This is a genomic window from Curtobacterium sp. NPDC090223 (assembly GCF_044746585.1).
In the GTDB taxonomy this organism is placed as follows: domain Bacteria; phylum Actinomycetota; class Actinomycetes; order Actinomycetales; family Microbacteriaceae; genus Curtobacterium.
Genome location: NZ_JBIVCN010000003.1, coordinates 50,595 through 74,240 on the forward strand (window position 1 = coordinate 50,595; position 23,646 = coordinate 74,240).

Sequence of the window (23,646 nt, forward strand, 5' to 3'; positions counted from 1 at the left end):
AGCTTCGCAGCGGGGCTGCGCCCACGAGACCCAGAAGCACGAAGAGAGGCCCGCAGCCAGTCGGCTGCAGGCCTCTCTTCGTTCTCGGCTTCCCGCGACAGTTCGTGAGAAGCCCGTTCGGTCGGGCTGACAGGATTTGAACCTGCGACCCCTTGACCCCCAGTCAAGTGCGCTACCAAGCTGCGCCACAGCCCGCGAGCCCTTGCGGACCCGAAGCCCCGGAGGGCTCCGCCACCCGCACCCGACCGAGCGCGGAGCAGCCAGACCAGCATAGCGGACGCAGGACCCCCGCCGCGCCACTCGTCGCACCCACACCCACCACCACCCGCCGAGCACGACTCCCCTAGGGTGGCCCGATGCGTTCCCGTCCCGCCCGTGCCCTCCTCGCGCTCGCGGTCACCGGCCTCGTGATCGGTGTCGCCGGATGCAGCGGATCCGCCCCGGACACCGCCCGTCCCACGCTGACGAAGTCCCCCGCCGACACGGTCACCGTCGCCGCCCAACAGGATCCGGCCGCTCGGGCCATCCGGGCGAGTCGCGCCCTGTTCGCCAGCGCGCCCGGAGCGGTCCTCGCGCCCGCCGACGACGCCGCGGCGATCCGCCACGCGGCGAGCGCCGCCCGCGCCGCACACGTCCCCGTCCTGCTGACGGACGCGAGCCACTCGTCCGGGACGGACGACGGGGACACCGCCGTCGGGGCGGAACTCGCGCGCCTCGACGCCCGCTGGTACCAGGCCGAGGGCGACGTCGACGTCGACACCGGGCTCGAGCGCCGCGACGCGCCGGACGCGACGAACGCTGCGGAGACGACCCGGGCCTCCCGGCCGGCGACGGTGGTGGTGGCGGACCGGACGGCCGACGCGGCGGTCGTGGGGACCGCGCAGGCCGCGGGTGCCCACGTGGTGACCATGCCGCACGGGGTGACCGACCCGGCTGCAGCACCCGACGTCGTGAACGCCCTGCACGCGCACCGGTCCTCGCCGACGGTGCTGGTCGGGGCGGCGTTCGCGCAGCTCGGCGACGCGAGGTGGACGGTGCGGGCCGCGGAGAGCGGTTGGCAGCTGCCGCACGGTGGGCAGCGCCCCTTCGACGGGCACCGGTACGTAGCGACGTACGGTGCGCCCGGCGCTCCGGCGCTCGGGGTCCTCGGCGAGCAGGACCCGGCTGCGTCCGTGGTGCGGACGAAGCAGCTCGCCGCCTCGTACGACGGCGTGTCGGACGAGCCCGTGACGCCGGCGTTCGAGCTCATCGCGACGGTCGCCGCCGGCAGCGCCGGGACGGACGGGGACTACTCGAGCGAGCTGCCGGTCTCGGCCCTCGAGCCGTACGTCGACGCCGCGCACGACGCCGGCATGCCGGTGATCATCGACCTGCAACCCGGCCGTGCCGACTTCCTGTCGCAGGCGAAGCGCTACGAGTCACTCCTGAAGCGGCCGGGCGTGTGGCTCGCGCTCGACCCGGAGTGGCGGCTCGGCCCGGACCAGGTGCCGCTGGAGCAGATCGGGAGTGTCAGCGCGACCGAGGTGAACCAGGTCTCCGACTGGCTCGCCGCGCTCGTGCGCTCCGAGGGCCTCCCGCCGAAGGCCCTCGTCCTGCACCAGTTCCGGCTGTCGATGATCCAGGATCGGTCCGCGCTGCAGTCCCACCCGGAGCTCGACCTGCTCATCCACGCCGACGGGCAGGGGTCGCAGCCGGACAAGCAGGCCACGTGGAAGGCACTGCACGCCGACGCGCCGGCGGGCGTGCACTGGGGGTGGAAGAACTTCTTCGACGAGGACCAGCCCATGCTCTCCCCGTCCCAGACGATGAGCGAGGTGGCGCCGACGCCGTCGCTGGTCACCTACCAGTAGCGCGAGTTCTCCACAGCCTGGAGGCTCGGTGCCGGTTTCGTCGGACGGTCCTGACAGCATGGGGTCATGTCCACCCCCGCGCTCGGCTCCGTCCCGTCCGTCCCGGCCTCGGTCCCCGCCCCGGCACCCGCCGCGGCTCCGCCGTCGGCGGAGATCGCTGCGGAGGCACAAGAGGCCCTCGCGGCGCTCACCGGCCGCCCGGACGCGGTCTTCCACCCCGGCCAACTCGAGGCGATCTTCGCCCTGGTGGAGCACCGGCAGCGCGCCCTCGTGGTGCAGCGCACCGGGTGGGGCAAGTCCGCGGTGTACTTCCTCGCGACCCTGCTGCTGCGTCGTCGCGGCGGTGGGCCGACGGTGCTCGTGTCGCCGCTGCTGGCGCTCATGCGCGACCAGGTCGCGGCGGCCGCCCGTGCCGGCGTCCGCGCGGTCTCGATCAACTCCGCGAACGCGCACGAGTGGGGTGAGACCCAGGCCGCACTCGCCCGCGACGAGATCGACGTGCTCCTGGTCTCCCCCGAGCGCCTGAACAACCCGAAGTTCCGCGACGAGCAGCTGCCGTCGCTCATCGCCCGCATGGGGATGCTCGTCGTCGACGAAGCGCACTGCATCTCCGACTGGGGGCACGACTTCCGTCCGGACTACCGGCGTCTGGCCGAGCTCATCCGCTCCCTGCCGCACGGCGTGCCGGTCCTCGCCACCACCGCGACTGCGAACGAGCGCGTGGTCGAGGACGTCGCCGAACAGCTCACCGCCGGCCCGGCCGACCCGGTGTTCACCATCCGCGGGTCACTCGCCCGGGCATCGCTGCGACTCGGGGTCCTGACCCTGCCCGACGCCCGCGCACGGCTGGGGTGGCTGCTCGCGCACCTCGGGGACCTGCCCGGCAGCGGCATCGTCTACACGCTCACGGTCTCCGCCGCCGAGGACATCGCCCGGCTCCTGCGCGAGAGCGGGCACGCCGTCCGCGCGTACACCGGCCGCACCGACACCGACGAGCGCGAGCAACTGGAGCAGCAGCTCAAGGGCAACGAGCTCAAGGCCCTCGTCGCCACGAGCGCGCTCGGGATGGGCTTCGACAAGCCCGACCTCGGGTTCGTCGTGCACGTCGGCGCACCGTCCTCCCCCGTCGCGTACTACCAGCAGATCGGCCGCGCCGGGCGTGCGACCGACAACGCGGACGTGCTCCTGCTCCCCGGGTACGAAGACCAGGAGATCTGGAAGTACTTCGCGAGCGCGTCGATGCCGACGTCTGCGCGGGCCACCGCGGTGCTCGGTGCGCTCTCCACCGACAGCGCCATGTCGACCGTCGCGCTCGAGGGACTCGTCGACATCAAGCGGTCCACGCTCGAACTCCTGCTCAAGGTGCTCGACGTGGACGGTGCCGTCCGTCGGGTCGCCGGCGGCTGGGTGTCCACGGGGCAGCCGTGGGAGTACGACACCGCCCGGTACGAGCGCGTCGCCGCTGCCCGCGCGGCAGAGGCTGCGTCGATGCTCGACTACGAGTCGACCTCGGCCTGCCGCATGCAGCTCCTCCAACAGGACCTCGACGACCCCTCGGCCGAGCCGTGCGGGCGCTGCGACAACTGTGCAGGGGTCTGGTACCCCGTCGACGTCCCGGACGGCGCGACGGCCGGTGCTGCCTCGGCGCTCGACAAGGTCGGCGTGGAGATCGCTCCGCGTGCGCAGTGGCCGTCCGGGATGTCCGCGCTCGACGTCCCGGTCCGCGGCAAGCTCGCCCCAGCAGAGGTCGTAGCGCCCGGACGCGCCGTCGCACGACTGACGGACCTCGGGTGGGGCGGACCGCTCCGGGCCCTGTTCGCCCCCGGGGTGGCCGACGCTCCGATCTCCCGCGAGCTCCTCGACGGGTGCATCCGGGCGCTGCGGGACTGGCCGTGGGACGTCCGGCCGACCGGGGTCGTCGCGATGCCCTCGCAGTCGCGCCCACAGCTCGTGGCGTCGCTGGCGCAGGCGCTGTCCTCCATCGGCAAGCTCGAGTTCCTCGGCACGCTCGACCGCGACGGTGGGGTGCCCCGCGGTGACGGCGCGACGAACAGTGCCTACCGGCTCGCCGGGGTGTGGGACACGTTCGTGGTCGGGCCCGGACTGTCCTCGGCACTGCAGTCGCACCAGGGGCCGGTGCTGCTCGTCGACGACCTGGTCGACAGCCGGTGGACGATGACCGTCGCCGGGCGGGAACTCCGGCGTGCCGGGGCCTCCGCGGTGCTGCCGTTCGCCCTCGCCACCGTCGCCTGACGGGGACCGTGGGCTGACGCGCGCGGCGGTCCCGGCTCAGGCGCTGTAGCCCACCAGGCGCCGGACGGCTTCCTCGACGCGGGCGCGCCGTTCGCCCAGCGGTACGTGCGCGGTGAACGTACCGTCGGGCAGGTGTGCCTCGGCGGCGACCACACCGAGCACGTACGCCAGCAACTCGGCCGGGTCGAAGGCATCGGTGTCGACGGCGCCGCCCCCGGACTCCGCGAGTGCCGCGACGGCCTCGGCGGTCAGGTCCGGTACGGCGCCGCCGGCCACGACGTGTGCGAAGAGCTCCCCCGCGAACCGCGGGAGGTCGTCCGGACGGAATCGCACGCCGAGGATGATCGCCATGGACCGATCCTACGGAGCGGCCGGCCGTGCGGGTTTCGGGAACGTGGCGCGCATGTGGTCAGAGGTGAGCACGTCGCCGATGCCGATCATGAGCACCGAGAACACGATCTGCTCGACCACCATCCAGAACGGGTACAGGTTCGGGATCGCGGCGATGACCAGCGTCACGACGGGGAAGATCCGGCTGAACAGGCGGAGGCGCTGGTACGCCCAGTAGTACCCGAGCTGCGCGCGCCACGCGAAGACGTAGAGGGTCAGCGTGATGAGGAGCACGACGGTCGCACGGAACCACACCGCCCACGGGATGGTCTGCCCCGCGTGTGTGAGCACGATCGCGATGACGATCGCGGCGAGGCCGACGACCGTCTCGGCGACGAGCAACCACCGGATCCACCGGAACGACCGGACCGTGTCCGGGTGCTCGAGCATCGACTCGCGGATGACGTACCCGCCCGCGCGGCCGCCGGCGAGCCGGTCGAGCCGGAGTCGGCACCACATCCGGTCGGCCAGGGTCTGCTGCGTCACCCGTCCATGGTGCCGTATCCGACGTGCCTGGTGGACCACGGCCTCCGGACCGGTGCGCGGATGCCGCGGGGTCAGCGCCCCGGCAGCAGCTCGGCGCCGCCCAGGATGGTGGTCGTGTTCCAGTCCAGGACCACGAGGGAGTGCACCTCGTCGGGCAGGATCTGCGGGATCGCGACGTCGATGACGGCGGAGGTCGCACCGTGCGGGATCACCCCGATCTCGACGGGGTCGCCGTCCGGGATCCACCGCGCGCGTTGGCCGGTGCCGACGACGTCGCCGCCCGTGAGCTGCACGCGGATGTCGGCGGTGGCGATGTCGGTCGAGAATCCGGTGATCGTGACCCGGATCGCGCGCTCACCGGACCGGACGACCGTGACGTGTCCGGTCGTGTGCACGCCGATCGGGATGATCGTGCCGTCGACGGGCAGGCCCGTGCGGTACCAGGGCTCGTCGACCGGCGGCAGCGTCGCGACCGCGTTCACCGGAGCACGCCCCACGGGCGTGTGCGCGACCGGTTGCGGCGCGAGCAGCCAGAAGCAGAGCGCCGCCACGATGGCGACGCTGACCGCTCCGATTGCGGCCCAGCCGTTCGGCGTGGGCCCGTTCGCGGGTGACATGCACGGAGCGTACGCCCGTGCAGGTCACCCGCGCTCGTGGATCAGGTGCGCTTCCGGCGCTCGCGGACGCGCATGTTGACGGTGATCGGCGTCCCGGCGAAGCCCCAGACCTCCCGCAGGCGCCTGGTGATGAACCGGCGGTACTGCGGGTCGAGGAACTGCGTCGTGAAGAGCACGAACGTCGGCGGCTGGCTGGCGGCCTGCGTGCCGAACAGGATGCGGGGCTGGCGGCCGCCACGGACCGGGTGCGGGTGCTCCTGCACGAGTTCGGCGATGAAGGCGTTGACCTTGCCGGTCGGGATGCGGGTGTCCCACGACTCGAGCGCGGTCTCGAGGGCCGGCACGAGCTTCTCGAGGTGACGACCGGTGCGTGCCGAGATGTTGACGCGCGGTGCCCAGGCGACGTGCGCCAGGTCCTGCTCGATCTCGCGCTCCAGGTAGCGGCGGCGCTCGTCGTCGAGGAGGTCCCACTTGTTGTAGGCCAGGACCAGGGCGCGGCCGGACTCGAGCACGAGGTCGATGATCCGGAGGTCCTGCACGGAGACCGGCTCGGTGACGTCGAGGACGACCACGGCGACCTCGGCCTTCTCGAGGGCGGCGGTGGTGCGGAGCGAGGCGTAGAAGTCGGCACCCTGCTGGAGGTGCACGCGTTTGCGGATGCCGGCGGTGTCGACGAAGCGCCAGACACGACCGCCGAGCTCGACCTGTTCGTCGACCGGGTCGCGCGTGGTGCCCGCGAGCTCGTTCACGACGACGCGCTCTTCACCCGCGGCCTTGTTGAGCAGCGAGCTCTTGCCGACGTTCGGGCGACCGAGGATCGCGACGCGGCGCGGACCACCGATCTCCTGCTTCGCGACGGCGGAGACGTCGGGGAGGGTCGTGATGATGAGGTCGAGGAGGTCGGCGACGCCACGGCCGTGCAGAGCGGAGACCGGGTGCGGCTCGCCGAGCCCGAGGTTCCAGAGCTCGTAGGCGTCGAGGTCGCGGCGGTCGTCGTCGGACTTGTTCGCCACCACGATGACCGGCTTGTCGGTGCCGCGGAGCATCTTCACGACGTGCTCGTCGGTCGCGGTGATGCCCACCGTGACGTCCACGACGAACAGCACGGCGTCCGCGAGGTCGATCGCGACCTCGGCCTGCAGTGCGACGGAGGCGTTGATGCCCTTCGCGTCCGGCTCCCACCCGCCGGTGTCGACGAGGGTGAACCGCTTGTCGTTCCACTCGGCCTTGTAGCTGACGCGGTCACGCGTGACGCCGGGGACGTCCTGCACGACGGCCTCGCGACGGCCGAGGATGCGGTTCACGAGCGCGGACTTGCCGACGTTCGGGCGGCCGACGATCGCCAGGACCGGCAGCGCCGGCAGGTAGGCGATGCCGTCCTCGCCGAGGGTGCCGGCTTCGAGGAGTGCGACGTCCTCCTCGTCGAGCTCGTAGTCCTCGAGCCCGGCGCGGAGCGCGGTCGCACGCTGCTCCGCCTCGGTCTCGTCGAGGCTCGCGATCCGCTCACCCAGGGAGTCGTCGTACTCCGGGAAGTCGTCGTGCTCTGGTCCGTTGTCCAGTTGCGCCATGGTGGTTTCCTTGCCGGCGACCGTTCGGTCGCGTGTCAGTGCCCGGCCGTGCGGGCCAGGTCGACGACCGCCTGGACGGTCTGGTCGAAGTCGAGGTCGGTGGAGTCGAGCGTCGTGACGCCGTCAGCGGCGTTCATGAAGTCGACGACCTTCGCGTCGGCGGCGTCTCGTCGGGCGAGTGCTGCCGAGGTCTCGGCGGCCGACTGGGTCGTGACCTCTGCCGAGCGCCGAGCCATTCTAACCTGCTCGTCGGCGGTCAGGAGGATCCGGACCTCGGCGTCGGGTGCGACGACGGTGGTGATGTCCCGTCCCTCGGTGATGATGCCCCGTGCGTCGGCCTTCCGCATCACGTTCCGGAAGAGCTGCACGAGGCGCTCACGGACCTCCGGGAGCTTGGCGATGTGGGCCACCGCGCCCGTTACCTCTGGCGTGCGGATGGCGTCGGTGACGTCGGTGCCGCCGACCCGGACGAAGTACGCGTCGGGGTCGGTGCCGATCTCGTACTCGAACGTGTCCCAGCTCGCCAGCACCGCGCTCGCGTCGTCGAGGTCGACGCCCTGCTGCAGGGCGTGCCACGCGAGTGCCCGGTACGCGGCGCCGGTGTCCTGGTAGCCGAACCCGAGCGCCCGTGCTGCGGCGCGGGAGACGCTGGACTTGCCGCTGCCGGCGGGGCCGTCGACCGCGATCACCAACTTGGCGACGTACGCACCGTCGGCCAGGCCCGCGGGCAGCGGGTCACGGGTGAGCCCCGGCTCGCCCCCGCCCTGTCCGTCCGCGCCGCCGGTGCCGGCGGTGCCGGTGGCCGGACCCGGCTGGTCGCCGGGCGTCGGGAGACCCGTGTCGGGCCCGTCCGGTCCGCCGGTCACGCCGGAGTCGTCCGCGGTCGTCCGGCCGTCGCCGATCTGGCCGCCGTTGATCTGGTCGGGGTTCAGGCCCATGCTGCTGCGATCCTCCATCCGCGGCTCTCGAGTTCCTCGACGAGTCGCTGTTCCTGCTCGGGGACGACCGACACCTCGACGATGCCGATCGGTGCGCCCGGTGAGTGCTCGAGGCGCAGGTCCTCGAGGTTGATGCCGATCTCACCGATGGTCGTCATGAGTTCGGCGATCTGCCCGGGTCGGTCGTCGACGAGGACGACGACCTGGGCGAAGCGCTTGGTGGTGCCGTGCTTGCCGGGCAGTCGCTCGACGCCACGGTTGCCGGACGCGATCGTCTCGGCGATCGTGCGGGGCGCGCCGGCGGCGTCCGGGTCGGCGAGCGCGTCGATGACGCGGGAGAGCTCGTCGCGGAGTTCCGTCAGGACCGGTCGGATGTGTGCCGCGTTCGCGCCGATGATCTGCACCCAGAGCCCCGGGTCGCTCGAGGCGACGCGCGTCACGTCGCGGACACCGCCGCCCGCGAGCTCGAGTGCCGCTTCCGGGGCGTCCTGCAGGCGAGACGCCATCAGGGTCGACACGAGCTGCGGGACGTGGGACATGATCGCGACGGCGCGGTCGTGGGGTTCCGGCTCCATCTGGATGACCGTCGCCTCGAGGTCGAGGGCGAGGTCCTCGACGACGGCGGCGCGTCGGTAGGTGATGGCGTCGTGTCCGGCGATCACCCACGGTCGGCCGATGAACAGGTCCGCCCGAGCCGCGGTCGGGCCACTGCGTTCCCGGCCGGCCATCGGGTGGGATCCGATGTAGCGGGACACGTCGGCACCGGCGGCTCGGAGCCGCTGGAGCGGGACGGACTTGACGCTCGCGACGTCGGTCACGACGGCGTCGGGGTAGGCGGCGAGCTCGCGCTCGACGACCTGGGCCGTGACGTCCGGCGGGACCGCCACCACGATGAGCTCCGGGGCATCACCGTCGGCCGGACGACGGCCGGCGCCGTAGTCGACGGCGAGCGCGAGGGCCGCCGGCGAGACGTCGTCGAGGATCACCTCGACGCCCTTCTGCCGGAGGCCGAGGCCGATCGACGCCCCGAGGAGCCCGGTGCCGACCACGCGGACTGGGCCGCGAACGCGCCGGTCGACCTCGGCGGTCGGGTCGTGGTGGGTCGTCTCGGTCACCGCTCAAGCCTATCGACCGGTCCCGTGCGGTCCGCGGACGCCGGCCGGGTCAGCGCCAGGGTGGCCGCGCGCGCGGTGGCGATGACCTCTTCCTGTGGGGCGTCGGTGCCGAGGGCGGCGAACAGCGCGGCGCTCACGGTGTCGAACGCCATCCGGGCGCGGAGCTTCTCGGTCCAGGGGGCGTCGGCCGGGACGAGGCGCTCGACCACCTCGTCGAACCAGGCGCGGATGTCGCCACCGTCGTCCGCGAGCTTGTGCATCATCGGGCGGTTGGCGTGGGCGAACCGCATCCCGCGGATGCGACCGGGTGACGTGGAGTCCACCCACCGGAGCGCCGCACGCTGCAGCAGGTCGGGTGCCGGCGGCTGCTCGTCGATCCAGGCGAGGAGCTCGTCGAGCTCGCCACGGCGGTCGTCGAGGAGCGCCCGGAGGATCGCTTCCTTGCTGGCGAAGTGGTAGTAGAGCGACGACTTCGTGACCCCGAGCGCCTCGGAGATGTCCCGGATGGACGTGCCTTCGAACCCCCGGCTGGTGAAGAGCTCGAGAGCGACACGGAGGATCTCCGCGCGGGTCTCACTGCCCGGGCGTCGGGTCGGGGTGCTGTCGGTCACGGAGACGAGTGTACTTGCCGAACGATCGTTCGGGAGGTACCGTTTCGACCTGACCGAACGTTCGTTCGGTGGATCCGCCGAACAGGAGTCAACGTGAACCAGCAGCCCCGCATCGCCGTCATCGGCGCCGGCCCCGGAGGACTCCTCTGCGCCCGCGTCCTCCAGCTCGCCGGCGTCGACGTCACCGTGTACGACGCCGACGACTCCCTGTCCGCCCGGACGCAAGGCGGCACGCTCGACCTCCACGCGGACAGCGGACAGATCGCGATCGAGGACGCCGAGCTCCTCGACGAGTTCATCGCCCTCGCCCGCCCGGAAGGCCAGTCGAAGCGGATGGCGGCGCCGGACGGCACCGTCCTGATGGAGCACGTCGCCGCCCCGGACGAGTTCGCGGCACCCGAGATCGACCGCGCCCAGCTCCGCACACTGCTCGCCGACTCGCTCCGCCCGGGCACGATCCGCTGGGGGCACAAGCTCACGGAGATCCGGGGCGGCTCCCGCGGGCTCCGCTTCGCCGACGCCGAGGGCGCGTCCGCCGACGTGGTCATCGGCGCGGACGGAGCGTGGTCCCGCGTCCGCGCTGCCCTGACCGACACACTTCCCCGGTACACGGGGGTCAGCTTCGTCGAGGTCCTCTTCTCCGCGGTCTCGACGGCGCATCCCGACGTCGCGCGCCTGGTCGGCGACGGCCACCTCTGGGTGAACGGTGACGGCCGCTCGATGATCCTGCAGCGGAACAGCGACGACGTCGTCCGCGGCTACCTCGGGATGCGGGTGGAACTCGACTGGCTCGCCGCCGCCGGACTCGGTGCGGCGGACGGTCGTGGTGGCCTCGTGGCCGACAGCCCCTCGCTCGACGCGAACGCGACGCAACAGACGGACACCGAGCGCGTCCGCGCCGAGATCCGGTCGCGGTTCGCGGACTTCTCGCCCGAGCTGCTCCGCATCGTCGACCAGAGCGAGGGCACACTGCCCAACCGCCCGATCATGGCCCTGCCCACGCCGATGACGTGGGACCACGTCCCCGGGGTGACCCTGCTCGGGGACGCCGCGCACGTGATGTCGCCGTTCGGCGGCAACGGGGTGAACCTCGCCATGCTGGACGGCGCAGAGCTCGCACGTGCGATCATCCGCGCACTCCGGGACGGCACCGACCTCGACGAGGCGATCCGCACCTACGAGGCCACGATGATCCCTCGCGGTGCGTCGATCGGTGCGGGCGCGAACGCCGCGATCGTGGAGCACTTCGCCGCCGGTGGCCCCGACCTCGACGGCGTCCCGGACTTCGACGTCGAAGCCGAACGCTGGCGTGCGGGAGCGGACGAGTACCGTGCGGCACGGCTGGACTAGCGCACGCCGTGCCGCACCGCGATCAGTCGCTGGACTCTTCGGCCGTCTCGTTCGCCGCGGTGCCGCGCTCTGCCGCCTCGGACGTCGCGCCCCGCGCGATGCCGAGCAGCTTGCCGAGTTCGACGCCGTTCAGCTCACGGGTGCGCCCACTCGGCAGGCTCCCGAGGTGCAGTGGCCCGAACGACCGACGGACCAGCTCGTTCACCGGGTGTCCGACGGCGTCGAGCATGCGACGGACGATGCGGTTCCGCCCGGAGTGCAGCGTCAGCTCGACGAGCGACTCCCCGCGGGACGACTCGAGCAGCCGGACCTTGTCCGCGGCGATCGGCCCGTCCTCCAGGTCGACGCCGTCGAGCAGGACCTGCACGGTCGCCGGCGTCACGTTCCCGGCGACCTTCGCGATGTAGGTCTTCGTCACGCCGAACGACGGGTGCGCGAGCACGTGGGCGAGCGCGCCGTCGTTCGTGAGCAGCAGCAGCCCGGACGTCTCGGCGTCGAGGCGACCGACGTTGAACAGGCGCTCCTCGAACTTGTCGACGAACTGCGACAGGTCCGCACGACCGCGCTCGTCGAGCATGCTCGAGACCACACCCGTCGGCTTGTTCAGCAGCACGTAGCGCCGGCTCGTGTCGACCTGTACCGGTACTCCGTCCACGGCGATGGCGTCCTTCTCGGGGTCGACGCGTCGTCCGAGCGCTTCGACGACCTCGCCGTTGACGCTGACACGGCCCTCGGCGATCAGGTTCTCGGCGACGCGACGCGATGCGACACCGGCGGCGGCCATCACCTTCTGCAGGCGCTCACCCTCCGGCTCCGCGGGCGTCGCGGCACCCTCGGCCGCGTCCCACTCGGGGATGATCGGGCGTTCCGGGGTGCCCTCGAGCGGGGTGCCGTTGCTGTCGCGCTGTCCTGCGGGGCGCGGGGTGGTGCCACGGTCACGGTTCCGGACGGTCGCCGTCCCGCCGACGTAGCGCCGGCCGTTGTGCCAGACCCGGCTGGCCTCACCGTCACGGGACTGCGTGCTCCGGCGGTCGTCACCACGACCGCGCTGGTCCCGGTCCCGCTGGTCCCGGTCGGCGTTGTTCCACCGGGGGCGGTCGACACGTCGGTCGCCGGTCGGAGCCGGGCGGCGGTCGCCGTCACGGCGGGCGGGGCCGCGGTCGTCGCGGCGGTCACCGCGGTCGTCCCGACGGTCGTACCCGCGGTCGCCGCGGTCGTACCCGCGGTCACTGCGGTGGTCACGGTCGTCCCGGCGGGCGCTGCGGTCGTCACGGCGGTCGCCGCGGTCGTCACGGCGGCCCGGGCCACGAGCGTCGTCGCGACGGACGAACCCGCGGTCCTCGCGGCGCGGGGCTCCCCGGTCGTCCCGACGCACGAAACCGCCGTCGTCACGGCGCTGAGGGCCACGGTCGTCACGGCGGGGAGCGCTCCGGTCATCGTCACGCCGGCCGTACCCACGGTCGTCCCGCTGGCCGTAGGGGCGGTCGCCACCGGGACGGCCCCCGGAGCGAGCACCGTACCCACCGCGGTCGGCACCACGATCCGAACCACCGGTACGTGCACCGTAGCCACCACGATCGGCACCACCGGAGCGACCGCCACGGTCGTCCTCGCGGCGCCCGTGGCCACCGCGATCGGCACCGCGGTCGGCGCCCCCGGAACGCGCACCGTAGCCACCACGATCCGGACCACCGGAACGGCCACCACGGTCATCGTCACGACGCCCGTACCCGCCGCGGTCCGAACCACCGGAGGACGCCCCGTAGCCACCACGATCCGAGCCGCCGGAGCGCCCGCCGTAGCCACCACGATCCGAGCCGCCGGAGCGCCCGCCGTAGCCACCACGATCCGAGCCGCCGGAGCGCCCGCCGTAGCCACCGCGGTCGTCATCACGACGCCCGTACCCGCTGCGGTCCGAACCGCCACGGTCCGAACGACCACGGTCCGATCCCCCGCGGTCGGCACCGCCCGAACGCGCACCGTACCCACCGCGATCCGCCTCGCCCGGGCGACCCGAGCCTCCGGACCGTCCGCCGCCGGAGCGGCCCGCGTCGCCACGGCCAGCACCCCCGCGACCGGCGTCGCCGTGTCGTCCGTCCTCATACGCGGCCATCGGGGATCCCTTCGTTCTGCTCGAAACCGTCAGCGCCATCGTCCAAGAGCGGCGAGATGAGCGGCAGTTCCTCGAGCGAGTTGATGCCGAGCTGCTGCAGGAGCAGATCGGATGTGACGTAGTTGATGGCGCCGGTCTCGGAGTCCGTGAACGACTCCTCGATGAGCCCGCGCGCCACCAGCGTGCGGACGACCCCGTCGACGTTGACGGCCCGGATCGACGCGATCTGGGAGCGGGTGATCGGCTGCTTGTAGGCGACGACGGCGAGTGTCTCGAGCGCGGCCTGGGACAGCCGGGAGGGCCGTTCGGACTCGACGAACTGCTCGACGACGGCGTCGAGGTCGGCGCGGACGTAGAAGCGCCAGCCGCCACCGACCTCGCGGAGCTCGAACCCGCGGCGAACGGTGCCGTCGACCCCGTCGAAGTCCGCGACGAGGCGCTCGATGGCCTGCCGGACGACCGGCACGGGTGCGCCGACGGCGGTGCCGAGTGCGACGAGCGACTGGGGCTCGTCCGCGATCATCAGGATCGCCTCGAGCTGCCGGTCGACCGGCGCGTCGAGGTGCTTCTCGGCCGCCGCGTGCGCGCGGATCGTCTCCTCGATGGCGCGTGCGTCGCCGATCTCGTCGGCGCCACCGGGTTCGGCGCTGGAGACGTCGTGGACGTCATCCGTCATAGTCGGCTCCAAGATTGGCGAGGCTCTCGTCGGTCCAGTGCTCCGCGGTCCACCGCAGGGTGAGTTCCCCGAGCGGCTCGTCCTGCTCGAAGGTGATCGACGCGTTCCGGTAGAGCTCGAGGATCGCGAGGAAACGAGCCACCACGATACCCGTCATGTCGACACCGGCGACCAGTTCGCGGAACGAGACGTCCGGGGAGCCCTCCTCGGCGCGGGTCCGGAGGATGGACACGACGACGGCCGCCTGCTCCCGGATGCTCACGAGCGGGGCGTGCAGGTGGTCGAGTCCCACGGTCGGGATCTCCCGGGGTGCGAAGGCCAACGCGGCGAGCGCGGCGAAGTCCTGCACGGACAGCGTCCAGAGGAGCTCCGGGGTGCGGGCGCGGAAGCGTTCCTCGAGCCGGACGCTCCGGACGTGCCGGCGGGACTCCGTGGCCCAGCGGGCCCCGAACCAGTCCGCCGCCTGCTTGAACGCCCGGTACTGCAGGAGTCGGGCGAACAGCAGGTCGCGGGCCTCGAGGAGCGCCACGTCCTCCGCGTCGACGAGTTCGCCCTGCGGCAGGAGCCCGACGATCTTCAGGTCCAGGAGGGTCGCCGCGACGACGAGGAACTCGCTCGCCTCGTCGAGTTCCTCGGCGGACTCGGCCTGGCGGACGTACGCGATGAACTCGCCGGTGACGACGCCGAGCGCGACCTCGGTGATGTCCATCTCGTGCTTCGTGATGAGCGAGAGCAGCAGGTCGAACGGGCCGTCGAAGTTCGTCAGCCGGACCCGGAAGCCCGGCGTGTCGGCCTCGGGCGCAACAGCGTCAGGCGACGGCGCCACGCTGGACGAGCTCTCGTGCGAGCTGCCGGTAGGAGTGCGCCGCAGCGTGGTCCGGAGCGGTCTGCGTGATCGGGCGCGCCGAGACCGTGGCGTCCGGGAACTTCACGGTCCGCCCGATGACGGTGTCGAGCACCCGGTCGTCGAACGTGTCGACGACGCGCTCCATGACCTCTCGGGAGTGCAGGGTCCGCGAGTCGTACATCGTGGCGAGGATGCCGTCGAGCTTCAGCGCGGGGTTCAGCCGGTCGCGCACCTTGTCGATGGTCTCGATCAGCAGCGCCACACCGCGGAGCGCGAAGAACTCGCACTCGAGCGGGATGAGGACACCGTGTGCGGCGGTGAGCGCGTTCACGGTGAGCAGGCCGAGCGAGGGCTGGCAGTCGACCAGGATGACGTCGTAGTCCCCGGCGACCTTGCGGAGGACGCTCGCCAGGATCTGCTCCCGCGCGACCTCGTTGACCAGGTGCACCTCGGCCGCGGACAGGTCGATGTTCGCCGGGATGACGTCGAGGTACGGGGTGTTCGTCGGCTGGATGACCTGGTTGGGGTCCTTGATGGTGCCCATCAGCAGGTCGTAGACGGTGGGGATGTCGTGGGTCCGGACGCCGAGGCCTGCGGACAGCGCACCCTGCGGGTCGAAGTCGACCGCCAGGACCTTGCGGCCGTACTCCGCCAGTGCCGCCCCGAGGTTGATCGACGTCGTGGTCTTGCCGACGCCGCCCTTCTGGTTGCAGAGCGCGATGATGCGCGCGGGGCCGTGACCGTCGAGCTCCTCCGGGACGGGGAACGCCCGAACGGGCCGGCCGGTCGGACCGTACGTGGTCTCGCCGGTGCCGGGCTGTGTCGTCGGGTTGGTGCTCACCGGGCCATCGTACCGGCGCACCCGCCGTGGCCGGGGCCGCACCGCCGCGCGGCGCGACGTGCCCGCCGGTGACGAGCCGGGCCTCCAGGCCGCACGACCGGGACGGTCAGGCCACGCGCAACGCGACCCGCATGCTGTCCACGCGCTCCGCGATGACGGCGTCCGTCGACCACCGGGTCTGCAGCCTGCCGACCAGCTCCCCCACCTGCTCCCGGTCGAGGCCCGGGTGCAGGGCCAGTCCGACCGTCAGCTCGGGGCCGGCGAACCGCCCCAGCGGGTCGCCGGGCTCCAGCTCGACGCGGGCGACGCTCCGCTCCCCGTCGACGGACGCGGCGAACGCCGCGGCGACCGCGGTGTCCTCGAAGCACGGCGTCCACGGCAGGTCCTGGCCGAGTGCCCACACGGCGGGCCGGCGCAGGACGAACTCGCTCGGCGAGGTCGGGTCGAGCACCACGAGCTGGGTGTCCTCGCTCGCCGCCGCCATCGCGACCCGGCGCGACTCGACGGGGATCGGTCGGGCGGTGGCGTCCCAGGACTGCATCGCGGCGACCGAGGTGAACGCGGGCATCACGGTCCGACCGTCGGGTCCGGCGACCGTGACGATGGAGAGCTCCTGGGTCTTGTCCACGAGCCGGCCGCCCGGCGTCTCGCCGATCTCCCCGGCCTCCGCGACGAGCGGGATCAGCAGGCGTGCGGTGCCGAGCGCGCGCACGACGGCGCCCTGCGAGCCACCGGCCGTGAGGTCCGCGATCGCCGCCAGCACCGCCGGGTCGGCCAGGCCGTCGTCGTCGGCGAACGCGTCATCGTGGCTGTCGAAGGTGCGGCCCGCCCACGGGAACCCGGCCGAGTCCGCGGCGTGCGCGTGGTCGTCGGTGTCCTCGGGTCCTGCCCCGCGGCCGTTGGAGATGCCCGCCACGGGCTACTCCGACGCGATGTCGAGTGCGGCCGGCAGCGTGAACGCGCCGGAGTACAGAGCCTTGCCGATGATGGCGCCCTCGAGGCCGTGCGGCACCAGCTCGCGCAGCGCGACCAGGTCGTCGAGGGTCGAGATGCCACCGGACGCGACGACGGGCTGGTCGGTGCGGTCGCAGACCTGGCGGAGCAGCTCGACGTTCGGCCCCTGCAGTGTGCCGTCCTTCGTCACGTCGGTCACCACGTACCGGGCGCATCCGGCGGCTTCGAGGCGGTCGAGGACCTCCCAGAGGTCGCCTGCGTCCTCGGTCCACCCGCGGCTGGCCAGGGTGGTCCCGCGGACGTCGAGCCCGACGGCGATCTGCTCGCCGTACTCGCCGATCACACGGGCCGCCCACTCGGGGTTCTCGAGCGCCGCCGTGCCGAGGTTCACCCGGGCCGCGCCGGTGGCCAGTGCCGCCTCGAGCGAGGCGTCGTCGCGGATGCCGCCGGACAGCTCGACCTGGACGCCCTCGACCTCGCGGATCGCGTGCGCGATCACCCGGCGGTTGTCGCCGCGACCGAAGGCGGCGTCGAGGTCCACCAGGTGGATCCACTCCGCCCCCTGGTCGCGCCAGGTGCGGGCGGCGGCGACGGGGTCGCCGTACGACGTCTCGCTGCCGGCCTCGCCCTGGGTCAGGCGCACCGCCTGGCCGTCGACGACGTCGACGGCGGGCAGCAGGACGAGGGGCGGGGTGGAGGTCAGGTCGGTCATGGTCCTGTCGGTTCTGTGGCTGGTTCGGGGACGGTCGGGAGGCTCGGTGCGGGTCTCAGAGGGACCGCACCCAGTTGCGGAGCAGCTGGACACCGGGCTCCCCGGACTTCTCCGGGTGGAACTGGGTCGCGGTCAGCGGTCCGTTCTCGACGGCGGCGATGAAGCGCTGCCCGTGCTCGGCCCAGGTGAGCTTCGGCGCACGGAACGGGCCGTACGCCTCGAGCGGGAAGTCCGTGACGCCGTACGAGTGCACGAAGTAGAAGCGCTCGTCGCGCAGGCCGTCGAAGAGGACCGAGTCCTCGGGGGCGTCGATCGTGTTCCACCCCATGTGCGGGAGCACCTCGGCCTGCAGCTGCTCGACCGTGCCGGGCCACTGCGCGAGGCCCTCGACGTCGGCGCCCCGCTCGACCCCGCGGGAGAACAGGACCTGCATGCCGACGCAGATGCCGAGCACCGGGCGACCTCCAGCGAGCCGGTGGTCGACGATCTCGCCGCCCTGGACCCCTTCGAGCTGGTCGACGACGGCCGCGAACGCCCCGACGCCGGGCACGAGGAGCCCGTCGGCCTCGAGGGCCGCGCGCTTGTCGGAGGTCAGGGTGACGTCCGCGCCCGCGCGCTCGAGGGCCTTCGCCGCCGAGTGGACGTTGCCCGAGCCGTAGTCCAGGACGACGACGTTCGGCTTCGCGCTCACAGTGCGCCCTTCGTGGACGGGATGCCGTCGACGCGGGGGTCGAGCTCGACCGCGCGGCGCATCGCCCGCGCAAACGCCTTGAACTCCGCCTCCGCGATGTGGTGCGGGTCACGGCCGCCGAGCACACGGACGTGCACCGTGATGCCGGCGTTGACCGTGATCGCCTCGAACACGTGACGCACCATCGAGCCGGTGAAGTGGCCGCCGATGCGGTGGAACTCGAAGCCCTCGGGTTCCCCGGTGTGCACCAGGTAGGGGCGCCCGGAGACGTCCACGACGGCCTGGGCCAGGGCCTCGTCGAGCGGGACGAGCGCGTCGCCGTACCGGCCGATGCCGGCGCGGTCGCCCAGCGCCGCCTTCAGCGCCTGGCCGAGCACGATGCCGGTGTCCTCGACGGTGTGGTGCACGTCGATGTCGGTGTCGCCCGTGGACTCGACGCGGAGGTCGATGAGGGAGTGCTTGCTGAACGCCGTCAGCATGTGGTCGAAGAACGGGACGCTCGTCGAGATGTCGGACTTGCCGGTGCCGTCGAGGTCGAGCGACAGGGACACGCTCGACTCGCTCGTCGAACGGGTGATCTCGGCGGTGCGCGCGGTCATGCTCCCAGCCTAACCGGCGGCTGTTCGCGGGCGACGCGGCGCATGGCGTCGAGGAACGTCGTCGTCTCGGACTCCGTCCCCGCGCTCACCCGGAGGTGGTTCGGGATGCCGAGGTCGCGCACGATGACGTCCTGTTCGAGCAGCGACTCGAACGCGGCACGGGGATCGGCGACCCCGCCGAACAGGACGAAGTTCGACCAGGTCTCGTACGGCCGGTACCCCATGTCCCGCAGCTCGGTGACCATGCGGTCGCGCTGTCCACGGATGTCGTCCACCATCGCGAGCATCTCCGGCGCGTGGCGGAGCGCTGCGACCGCCGCCACCTGCGTCAGGACCGAGAGGTGGTACGGCAGGCGCACCAGCCGGAGTGCGTCCACCACCGCGGGGTGAGCCGCCATGTACCCGACACGGGCACCCGCGAACGCGAAGGCCTTGCTCATCGTGCGGGACACCACGAGCCGCTCGCGACCGGGCAGCAGCGTCAGGGACGTCGGCTGTCCGGGAGGCATGAACTCCGCGTACGCCTCGTCCACCATCACGATGCCGTCGGTGGCGTCGTACACGGCTTCGATCGTCGCGAGTTCGAGCGGGGTCCCGGTGGGGTTGTTCGGCCCGCACAGGAAGACCAGGTCGGGCTGGTGCTCGCGCACCGCGGCGACGGCGGTCTCCGGCGAGATCCGGAACTCCGGGTCGCGCTCGGCGGCGATCCAGCGGGTCCCGGTGCCCGAGGCGATGATCGAGTGCATCGAGTACGTGGGCGGGAAGCCGAGCACGCTGCGCCCCGGACCGCCGAAGGCCTGGAGGAGCTGCTGGATGACCTCGTTCGAACCGTTCGCCGCCCAGATCTGCTCGGGTGCGAGGTCGTGGCCGAGGTAGCCCGCGAGCGACTGCCGCAGTTCGGTGAACTCCCGGTCCGGGTAGCGGTTCACCGACCCGAGGGCCTGGCGGATCGACGACACGATGTCCTCGGCGACGTCCTGCGGCACCGGATGGGTGTTCTCGTTGACGTTGAGCTGCACGCTGACGTGCTTCTGCGGGGCGCCGTAGGGGCTCTGACCGCGGAGGTCGTCTCGGATCGGGAGGTCTTCGAGCGTGAATGCCACCGATCCATCGTAGAGCGGTGCGCCTCCGCGATGACCGGCCGTCCAGACGGTCCGGCTCGTTCCGGGCCCGGGCTGGCTCGTTCCGGGCCCGGGCTGGCTCATTCCGGGCCCGGGCTGGCTCGTTCCGGGCTCCTGCTACTTCGCGTCGGCGTACTTCGCCGGGATCGCGATCTGCTCCCCCGCCTGCACACCGGAGCCGTCGAGCGCGTTGAGGCTCACGACGTCCTGGATGAAGTCACGCGGGTCGGCGTTCGGCGCGGTCTGCTCCGCGAGCTGCCAGAGGGTCTCGCCCGGCTCGATCGTCACCGTCTGGAAGTGCACGTCTGCTGCGGTGTTGCCGGCCGACGCCTGCCCACCGTTGAGCGCGATCAGGCCGACGACGAGCAGCAGCGGGAGGGCGGCGAGCGTCGTGAGCACGACACGACCACGACGCGTAAGGCGGAGCCGAGTCCCGACGACGGCGCGCTGCGAGCCGTCGCGCTGCAGCGTTCCGGGCTGCACGGTCTCGCGTCGCGCGGACCCGCGCTGCACGGAGCTGCTCTGCATGTCTGCGAGTGCGATGGTGCTCATGTCGTGGTGCCTTCCTGCTCAGGTGAACCGAAGCGATGTACCGAACATACGTTCGAACGGGCGGCCGCACAAGCCCCCTGGAGAGATTTCTGGAGAGTTTTCGTGCGACACGCTCGAACAGGTGTTTGTCCGGCGTCATGCAGTCGGATACTGTTTCGACCGACTGGGACAAGTCTCACGGGGACCACCGACATTCCCCGATCGACAGTCCAACGGTCGTGACGAGAAGGCGAGACGACGTGGCGGACGAACTGCGGGGACAGAAACCGCTGACCGCGAAGCAGCAGGCGATCCTGGACGCGATCCGGGCCTCCATCGCCAGCCGCGGGTACCCGCCGAGCATGCGCGAGATCGGCGACGCCGCCGGCCTCTCGTCCCTCTCGAGCGTCTCGCACCAGCTCGGGCAGCTCGAGCTCGGCGGCTGGATCCGACGTGACCCGAACCGCCCCCGCGCGCTCGAGGTCCTGGTCGACGAGCCCTCCGCGGCATCCGACGGCCCCGACGTCGACGCCACGACCCTGGTCCCCCTGGTCGGCCGGATCGCCGCGGGTGTCCCGATCACCGCGGAGCAGCACGTCGACGAGATCGTCCCGCTGCCCCGTCAGCTCGTCGGGTCGGGCGACCTCTTCATGCTCAAGGTCGTCGGCGAGTCGATGATCGACGCCGCGATCTGCGACGGGGACTGGGTCGTCGTCCGCTCGCAGCAGACCGCGGAGAACGGTGACGTCGTCGCCGCCATGCTCGACGAGGAAGCGACGGTCAAGGTCTTCCGGCAGCGCGACGGCCACACGTGGCTGCTGCCCCGCAACACCGCGTTCGAGCCGATCCTCGGCGACGCCGCAACCGTCCTCGGCAAGGTCGTGGCAGTCCTCCGCTCCCTCTGACCGCTGCACGGCGGCGGCTCGATCGACGCCGCACAACGAGAACCGGTCCGAACCACGTGGGTACGTGGTTCGGACCGGTTCTCGTTGTGCGGTTGCGGACAGAACCGCCTGCCCGACAGGAGGGGGCCTGGCGGACGCCAGCCGGGCCTCCAGGCTGGGCGGAACCGGCCGCTAGGCGGACGGGACGGGCGCGACCACGTACGGGTCGAGTTCCGCGACCTGCCGCTGGAAGACCTTCACCCGCAGGCGCGTCCCCGACTCGACGTAGTCGACCGTCTCGACCGAGCCGGTGTCGTGCAGCTGGGAGACGAGGTCCCCACGGTCGTACGGCACCACCACGGTGAGCGAGACGTCGGGCTCCGGCAGCCGGTCCTCGATCGCGGCGAGCAGGTCGGCGATGCCCTCACCGGTCCGAGCCGACACGAAAACGGCGTCGGGGGCGAGGCCCACCAGCACGAGCCGCTGCGCCTCGTCGATGAGGTCGGCCTTGTTGAACGCGACGATCTCGGGCAGGTCGCGGGCGCCGACGTCGGCGATGACTTCGCGGACGGTGGCGAGCTGCGCGGCCGGGTCCGGGTGCGAGCCGTCGACGACGTGCACGATGACGTCCGCCTCGCCGACCTCTTCCAGGGTGGACCGGAACGCCTCGACGAGCTGGTGCGGCAGGTTCCGGACGAAGCCGACGGTGTCCACGAACGTGAACTCGCGGCCCTTCGTGCTCTCGGTCCGGCGGACGGTCGCGTCGAGGGTGGCGAACAGCTGGTTCTGCACGAGCACACCCGCGCTCGTCAGACGGTTCAGCAGCGAGGACTTGCCGGCGTTGGTGTAGCCGGCGATCGCGACGCTCGGGACCTCGTTGCGGTGCCGGTCGGCACGCTTGGCCTCTCGTGCGGGGCGGAACCCGGCGATCTGGCGGCGGAGCTTCGACATCCGGGTGTGGATGCGACGCCGGTCGAGTTCGATCTTCGTCTCACCGGGGCCACGCGAGCCCATGCCGGCACCGCCGGACACCTGGCCACCGGCCTGGCGGGACATCGACTCACCCCAGCCGCGGAGACGCGGGAGCAGGTACTCGAGCTGCGCGAGTTCGACCTGCGCCTTGCCCTCGCGGGACTTGGCGTGCTGGCTGAAGATGTCGAGGATCACAGCGGTGCGGTCGATCACCTTCACCTTCACGACGTCCTCGAGGGCACGACGCTGGGAAGGAGCGAGCTCGGTGTCCGCAATCACGGTGTCGGCGCCGGTGGCCTTGACGACCATCGCGAGCTCCTCGGCCTTGCCCTTGCCGAGGTAGGTCGACGGGTCCGGGTGCGGCCGACGCTGCAGCAGCCCGTCGAGGACCACGGCGCCAGCGGTCTCGGCGAGGGCCGACAGTTCGCGCAGTGAGTTCTCCGCGTCGGCCGCGTCGCCCTGGGCGTACACGCCGATCAGGACGACCTGTTCGAGCCGGAGTTGCCGGTACTCGACCTCGGTGACGTCCTCGAGTTCGGTGGAGAGACCGGCGACCCTGCGCAGCGCCGCGCGGTCCTCCCGGTCGTACTGGTCGCCGTCGCCCGACCAGCCGTGCTCGTCAACGGAGCGGGTCTGGATGGCCTGGGCGGGGGCGAAGATGGACGAGCTGGCTCGCGAGTCGGCGTTGCGCAGCACGCGCTCGACGACGCCGTCGCCTTCAGCTTGGTTGTTGGGTTCCGTCATGCTTTCCACAGGGTACCTCCGGGGCCGTCAGGACACACGGGGTTCCCGGTACGGTTCTTCCATGGCGAACGACCACTACTTCTCGGCCACCCCGGAGAGCCAGGCGCGACCGCGTCAGATCGCCGTCACGCTGGCGGGCCGTTCGCTGTCGCTGACCACCGCTGCCGGGGTGTTCAGCCCGGACGGCCTCGACCGCGGCACGCGCGTCCTGCTGAACTCGGTGCCCCCGCCTGCGCACGACGGAGCGCTGCTGGACGTCGGGTGCGGGTGGGGTCCGATCGCGATCACGATGGCGATCCACGCCCCGGACGCCGCGGTGTGGGGCGTTGACGTGAACGAGCGGGTGCTCGACCTGGCGCGCCGCAACGCCGAGACCGCCGGGGCGTCGAACGTCTCGATCGCGCTGCCGTCGGACGTCCCGGCAGACCTGCGCTTCCGGACGATCTGGTCGAACCCGCCGATCCGGGTCGGCAAGGACGAGCTCCACGACATCCTGCTGACCTGGCTTCCCCGGCTCGAGGTCTCCGGCGACGCCTGGCTCGTCGTCTCGAAGGACCTCGGCGGCGACTCCCTGCAGCGCTGGCTGCACGACACGCTCGGGGCGTCGTTCCACGTCACGCGGGCATCGACGGACAAGGGGTTCCGCGTGCTGCGGGTGCACCGCACCGCGGAGTAGGGCGCGCCGCGCGGCGCCGCGCGGCGCCGGCCGCAGTGTGCGCCGTTCCGTCCACTGTGCGAGGGCCCGAGCGCCGCACACTGTACGAAACCTCGCACAGTGCCGAA

The 23,646-nt window shown here is 72.1% G+C and carries 23 protein-coding genes and 1 tRNA gene; 5 read left to right on the plus strand and 19 right to left on the minus strand.

Annotated features, from left to right (window positions below; genetic code table 11):
* Positions 1-121 precede the first annotated feature (121 nt).
* Positions 122-195 (minus strand) — tRNA-Pro (locus ACIPJY_RS07695).
* Between the two features lie 161 nt (positions 196-356).
* Between ACIPJY_RS07695 and ACIPJY_RS07700 the strand changes: the two genes are divergently transcribed.
* Complete coding sequence (locus tag ACIPJY_RS07700; protein ID WP_400462509.1) at positions 357-1,850, plus strand: hypothetical protein; 1,494 nt, start codon at positions 357-359, stop codon at positions 1,848-1,850.
* Positions 1,851-1,916: 66 nt separating this feature from the next.
* A complete protein-coding gene (locus tag ACIPJY_RS07705) occupies positions 1,917-4,103 on the plus strand; it encodes a RecQ family ATP-dependent DNA helicase (RefSeq protein WP_400462512.1) in 2,187 nt (728 codons plus the stop codon).
* A 36-nt stretch (positions 4,104-4,139) separates the two neighbouring features.
* Here ACIPJY_RS07705 and ACIPJY_RS07710 read toward each other — a convergent pair whose 3' ends face one another.
* From ACIPJY_RS07710 to ACIPJY_RS07740, 7 genes are all read right to left on the minus strand, one after another.
* Positions 4,140-4,454, minus strand: coding sequence for a hypothetical protein (locus ACIPJY_RS07710; protein WP_400462515.1), 315 nt, complete (start codon positions 4,452-4,454; stop codon positions 4,140-4,142).
* 9 nt (positions 4,455-4,463) lie between these two features.
* On the minus strand, positions 4,464-4,952 hold the full coding sequence (locus ACIPJY_RS07715; protein WP_400463822.1) for a hypothetical protein: 489 nt from the start codon (positions 4,950-4,952) through the stop codon (positions 4,464-4,466).
* 98 nt (positions 4,953-5,050) lie between these two features.
* Positions 5,051-5,596: a hypothetical protein gene (locus ACIPJY_RS07720; protein ID WP_400462517.1), complete on the minus strand. Its 546-nt coding sequence runs from the start codon at positions 5,594-5,596 to the stop codon at positions 5,051-5,053.
* 41 nt (positions 5,597-5,637) lie between these two features.
* Positions 5,638-7,164: a ribosome biogenesis GTPase Der gene (gene der / locus ACIPJY_RS07725; RefSeq protein WP_400462519.1), complete on the minus strand. Its 1,527-nt coding sequence runs from the start codon at positions 7,162-7,164 to the stop codon at positions 5,638-5,640.
* A gap of 35 nt (positions 7,165-7,199) precedes the next feature.
* Complete coding sequence (cmk, locus tag ACIPJY_RS07730) at positions 7,200-7,853, minus strand: (d)CMP kinase (protein WP_400463824.1); 654 nt, start codon at positions 7,851-7,853, stop codon at positions 7,200-7,202.
* Between the two features lie 239 nt (positions 7,854-8,092).
* Positions 8,093-9,217, minus strand: coding sequence for a prephenate dehydrogenase (locus tag ACIPJY_RS07735; protein WP_400462522.1), 1,125 nt, complete (start codon positions 9,215-9,217; stop codon positions 8,093-8,095).
* A complete protein-coding gene (locus ACIPJY_RS07740) occupies positions 9,214-9,828 on the minus strand; it encodes a TetR/AcrR family transcriptional regulator (protein WP_400462524.1) in 615 nt (204 codons plus the stop codon). The genes ACIPJY_RS07735 and ACIPJY_RS07740 overlap by 4 nt, the downstream gene beginning before the upstream one ends.
* A gap of 93 nt (positions 9,829-9,921) precedes the next feature.
* Here ACIPJY_RS07740 and ACIPJY_RS07745 point away from each other — a divergent pair, with 93 nt between their 5' ends.
* A complete protein-coding gene (locus ACIPJY_RS07745) occupies positions 9,922-11,178 on the plus strand; it encodes an FAD-dependent oxidoreductase (RefSeq protein ID WP_400462527.1) in 1,257 nt (418 codons plus the stop codon).
* Between the two features lie 22 nt (positions 11,179-11,200).
* On the opposite strand, the gene ACIPJY_RS07750 is transcribed toward ACIPJY_RS07745, so the two are convergent.
* The 10 genes from ACIPJY_RS07750 to ACIPJY_RS07795 form a co-directional block, all read right to left on the minus strand.
* Positions 11,201-11,962, minus strand: coding sequence for a pseudouridine synthase (locus tag ACIPJY_RS07750; RefSeq protein WP_400463826.1), 762 nt, complete (start codon positions 11,960-11,962; stop codon positions 11,201-11,203).
* Positions 11,963-13,277: 1,315 nt separating this feature from the next.
* Positions 13,278-13,967: an SMC-Scp complex subunit ScpB gene (gene scpB / locus ACIPJY_RS07755; RefSeq protein WP_400462530.1), complete on the minus strand. Its 690-nt coding sequence runs from the start codon at positions 13,965-13,967 to the stop codon at positions 13,278-13,280.
* Entirely contained in the window at positions 13,957-14,793 is an 837-nt protein-coding gene (locus ACIPJY_RS07760; protein WP_400462533.1) for a segregation and condensation protein A, read from the minus strand. The genes scpB and ACIPJY_RS07760 overlap by 11 nt, the downstream gene beginning before the upstream one ends.
* Positions 14,777-15,655: a ParA family protein gene (locus tag ACIPJY_RS07765; protein ID WP_400462536.1), complete on the minus strand. Its 879-nt coding sequence runs from the start codon at positions 15,653-15,655 to the stop codon at positions 14,777-14,779. The genes ACIPJY_RS07760 and ACIPJY_RS07765 overlap by 17 nt, the downstream gene beginning before the upstream one ends.
* 106 nt (positions 15,656-15,761) lie before the next feature.
* Positions 15,762-16,571, minus strand: a complete 810-nt coding sequence (locus ACIPJY_RS07770) for an SseB family protein (protein WP_400462539.1) — start codon at positions 16,569-16,571, stop codon at positions 15,762-15,764.
* A 3-nt stretch (positions 16,572-16,574) separates the two neighbouring features.
* Positions 16,575-17,321, minus strand: coding sequence for a bifunctional 1-(5-phosphoribosyl)-5-((5-phosphoribosylamino)methylideneamino)imidazole-4-carboxamide isomerase/phosphoribosylanthranilate isomerase PriA (gene priA, locus ACIPJY_RS07775; protein ID WP_400462542.1), 747 nt, complete (start codon positions 17,319-17,321; stop codon positions 16,575-16,577).
* Between the two features lie 55 nt (positions 17,322-17,376).
* Positions 17,377-18,012: an imidazole glycerol phosphate synthase subunit HisH gene (hisH, locus tag ACIPJY_RS07780; protein WP_400462545.1), complete on the minus strand. Its 636-nt coding sequence runs from the start codon at positions 18,010-18,012 to the stop codon at positions 17,377-17,379.
* Positions 18,009-18,611 carry an imidazoleglycerol-phosphate dehydratase HisB gene (gene hisB / locus ACIPJY_RS07785; RefSeq protein ID WP_400462548.1) on the minus strand — a complete coding sequence of 201 codons (603 nt, stop codon included), beginning with the start codon at positions 18,609-18,611 and terminating at the stop codon, positions 18,009-18,011. Before hisB ends, hisH begins: the two co-directional genes overlap by 4 nt.
* Complete coding sequence (locus ACIPJY_RS07790) at positions 18,608-19,714, minus strand: histidinol-phosphate transaminase (protein ID WP_400462551.1); 1,107 nt, start codon at positions 19,712-19,714, stop codon at positions 18,608-18,610. The genes hisB and ACIPJY_RS07790 overlap by 4 nt, the downstream gene beginning before the upstream one ends.
* Positions 19,715-19,849: 135 nt before the next feature.
* The gene (locus tag ACIPJY_RS07795; RefSeq protein ID WP_400462553.1) at positions 19,850-20,284 is read right to left on the minus strand and encodes a hypothetical protein; all 435 of its coding nucleotides are present in this window, start codon (positions 20,282-20,284) and stop codon (positions 19,850-19,852) included.
* Between the two features lie 218 nt (positions 20,285-20,502).
* On the opposite strand from ACIPJY_RS07795, the gene lexA reads away from it, so the two are divergent.
* Entirely contained in the window at positions 20,503-21,168 is a 666-nt protein-coding gene (gene lexA / locus ACIPJY_RS07800) for a transcriptional repressor LexA (RefSeq protein WP_400462556.1), read from the plus strand.
* Positions 21,169-21,339: 171 nt separating this feature from the next.
* Here lexA and hflX read toward each other — a convergent pair whose 3' ends face one another.
* Positions 21,340-22,863: a GTPase HflX gene (gene hflX, locus ACIPJY_RS07805; RefSeq protein ID WP_400462559.1), complete on the minus strand. Its 1,524-nt coding sequence runs from the start codon at positions 22,861-22,863 to the stop codon at positions 21,340-21,342.
* A gap of 61 nt (positions 22,864-22,924) precedes the next feature.
* Between hflX and ACIPJY_RS07810 the strand changes: the two genes are divergently transcribed.
* Complete coding sequence (locus ACIPJY_RS07810) at positions 22,925-23,539, plus strand: class I SAM-dependent methyltransferase (protein ID WP_400462561.1); 615 nt, start codon at positions 22,925-22,927, stop codon at positions 23,537-23,539.
* The last annotated feature ends 107 nt before the right edge of the window (positions 23,540-23,646 follow it).

Bases quoted from the DNA above. Each gene is read 5' to 3' on its own strand.
- ACIPJY_RS07810 (WP_400462561.1), top strand. From the start codon at position 22,925: ATGGCGAACGACCACTACTTCTCGGCCACCCCGGAGAGCCAGGCGCGA.
- scpB (WP_400462530.1), bottom strand. From the start codon at position 13,967: ATGACGGATGACGTCCACGACGTCTCCAGCGCCGAACCCGGTGGCGCC.
- ACIPJY_RS07750 (WP_400463826.1), bottom strand. From the start codon at position 11,962: ATGGCCGCCGCCGGTGTCGCATCGCGTCGCGTCGCCGAGAACCTGATC.
- ACIPJY_RS07720 (WP_400462517.1), bottom strand. From the start codon at position 5,596: ATGTCACCCGCGAACGGGCCCACGCCGAACGGCTGGGCCGCAATCGGA.
- hisB (WP_400462548.1), bottom strand. From the start codon at position 18,611: ATGACCGCGCGCACCGCCGAGATCACCCGTTCGACGAGCGAGTCGAGC.
- der (WP_400462519.1), bottom strand. From the start codon at position 7,164: ATGGCGCAACTGGACAACGGACCAGAGCACGACGACTTCCCGGAGTAC.
- ACIPJY_RS07705 (WP_400462512.1), top strand. From the start codon at position 1,917: ATGTCCACCCCCGCGCTCGGCTCCGTCCCGTCCGTCCCGGCCTCGGTC.
- ACIPJY_RS07715 (WP_400463822.1), bottom strand. From the start codon at position 4,952: ATGTGGTGCCGACTCCGGCTCGACCGGCTCGCCGGCGGCCGCGCGGGC.
- hflX (WP_400462559.1), bottom strand. From the start codon at position 22,863: ATGACGGAACCCAACAACCAAGCTGAAGGCGACGGCGTCGTCGAGCGC.
- ACIPJY_RS07710 (WP_400462515.1), bottom strand. From the start codon at position 4,454: ATGGCGATCATCCTCGGCGTGCGATTCCGTCCGGACGACCTCCCGCGG.
- priA (WP_400462542.1), bottom strand. From the start codon at position 17,321: ATGACCGACCTGACCTCCACCCCGCCCCTCGTCCTGCTGCCCGCCGTC.
- ACIPJY_RS07700 (WP_400462509.1), top strand. From the start codon at position 357: ATGCGTTCCCGTCCCGCCCGTGCCCTCCTCGCGCTCGCGGTCACCGGC.
- ACIPJY_RS07795 (WP_400462553.1), bottom strand. From the start codon at position 20,284: ATGAGCACCATCGCACTCGCAGACATGCAGAGCAGCTCCGTGCAGCGC.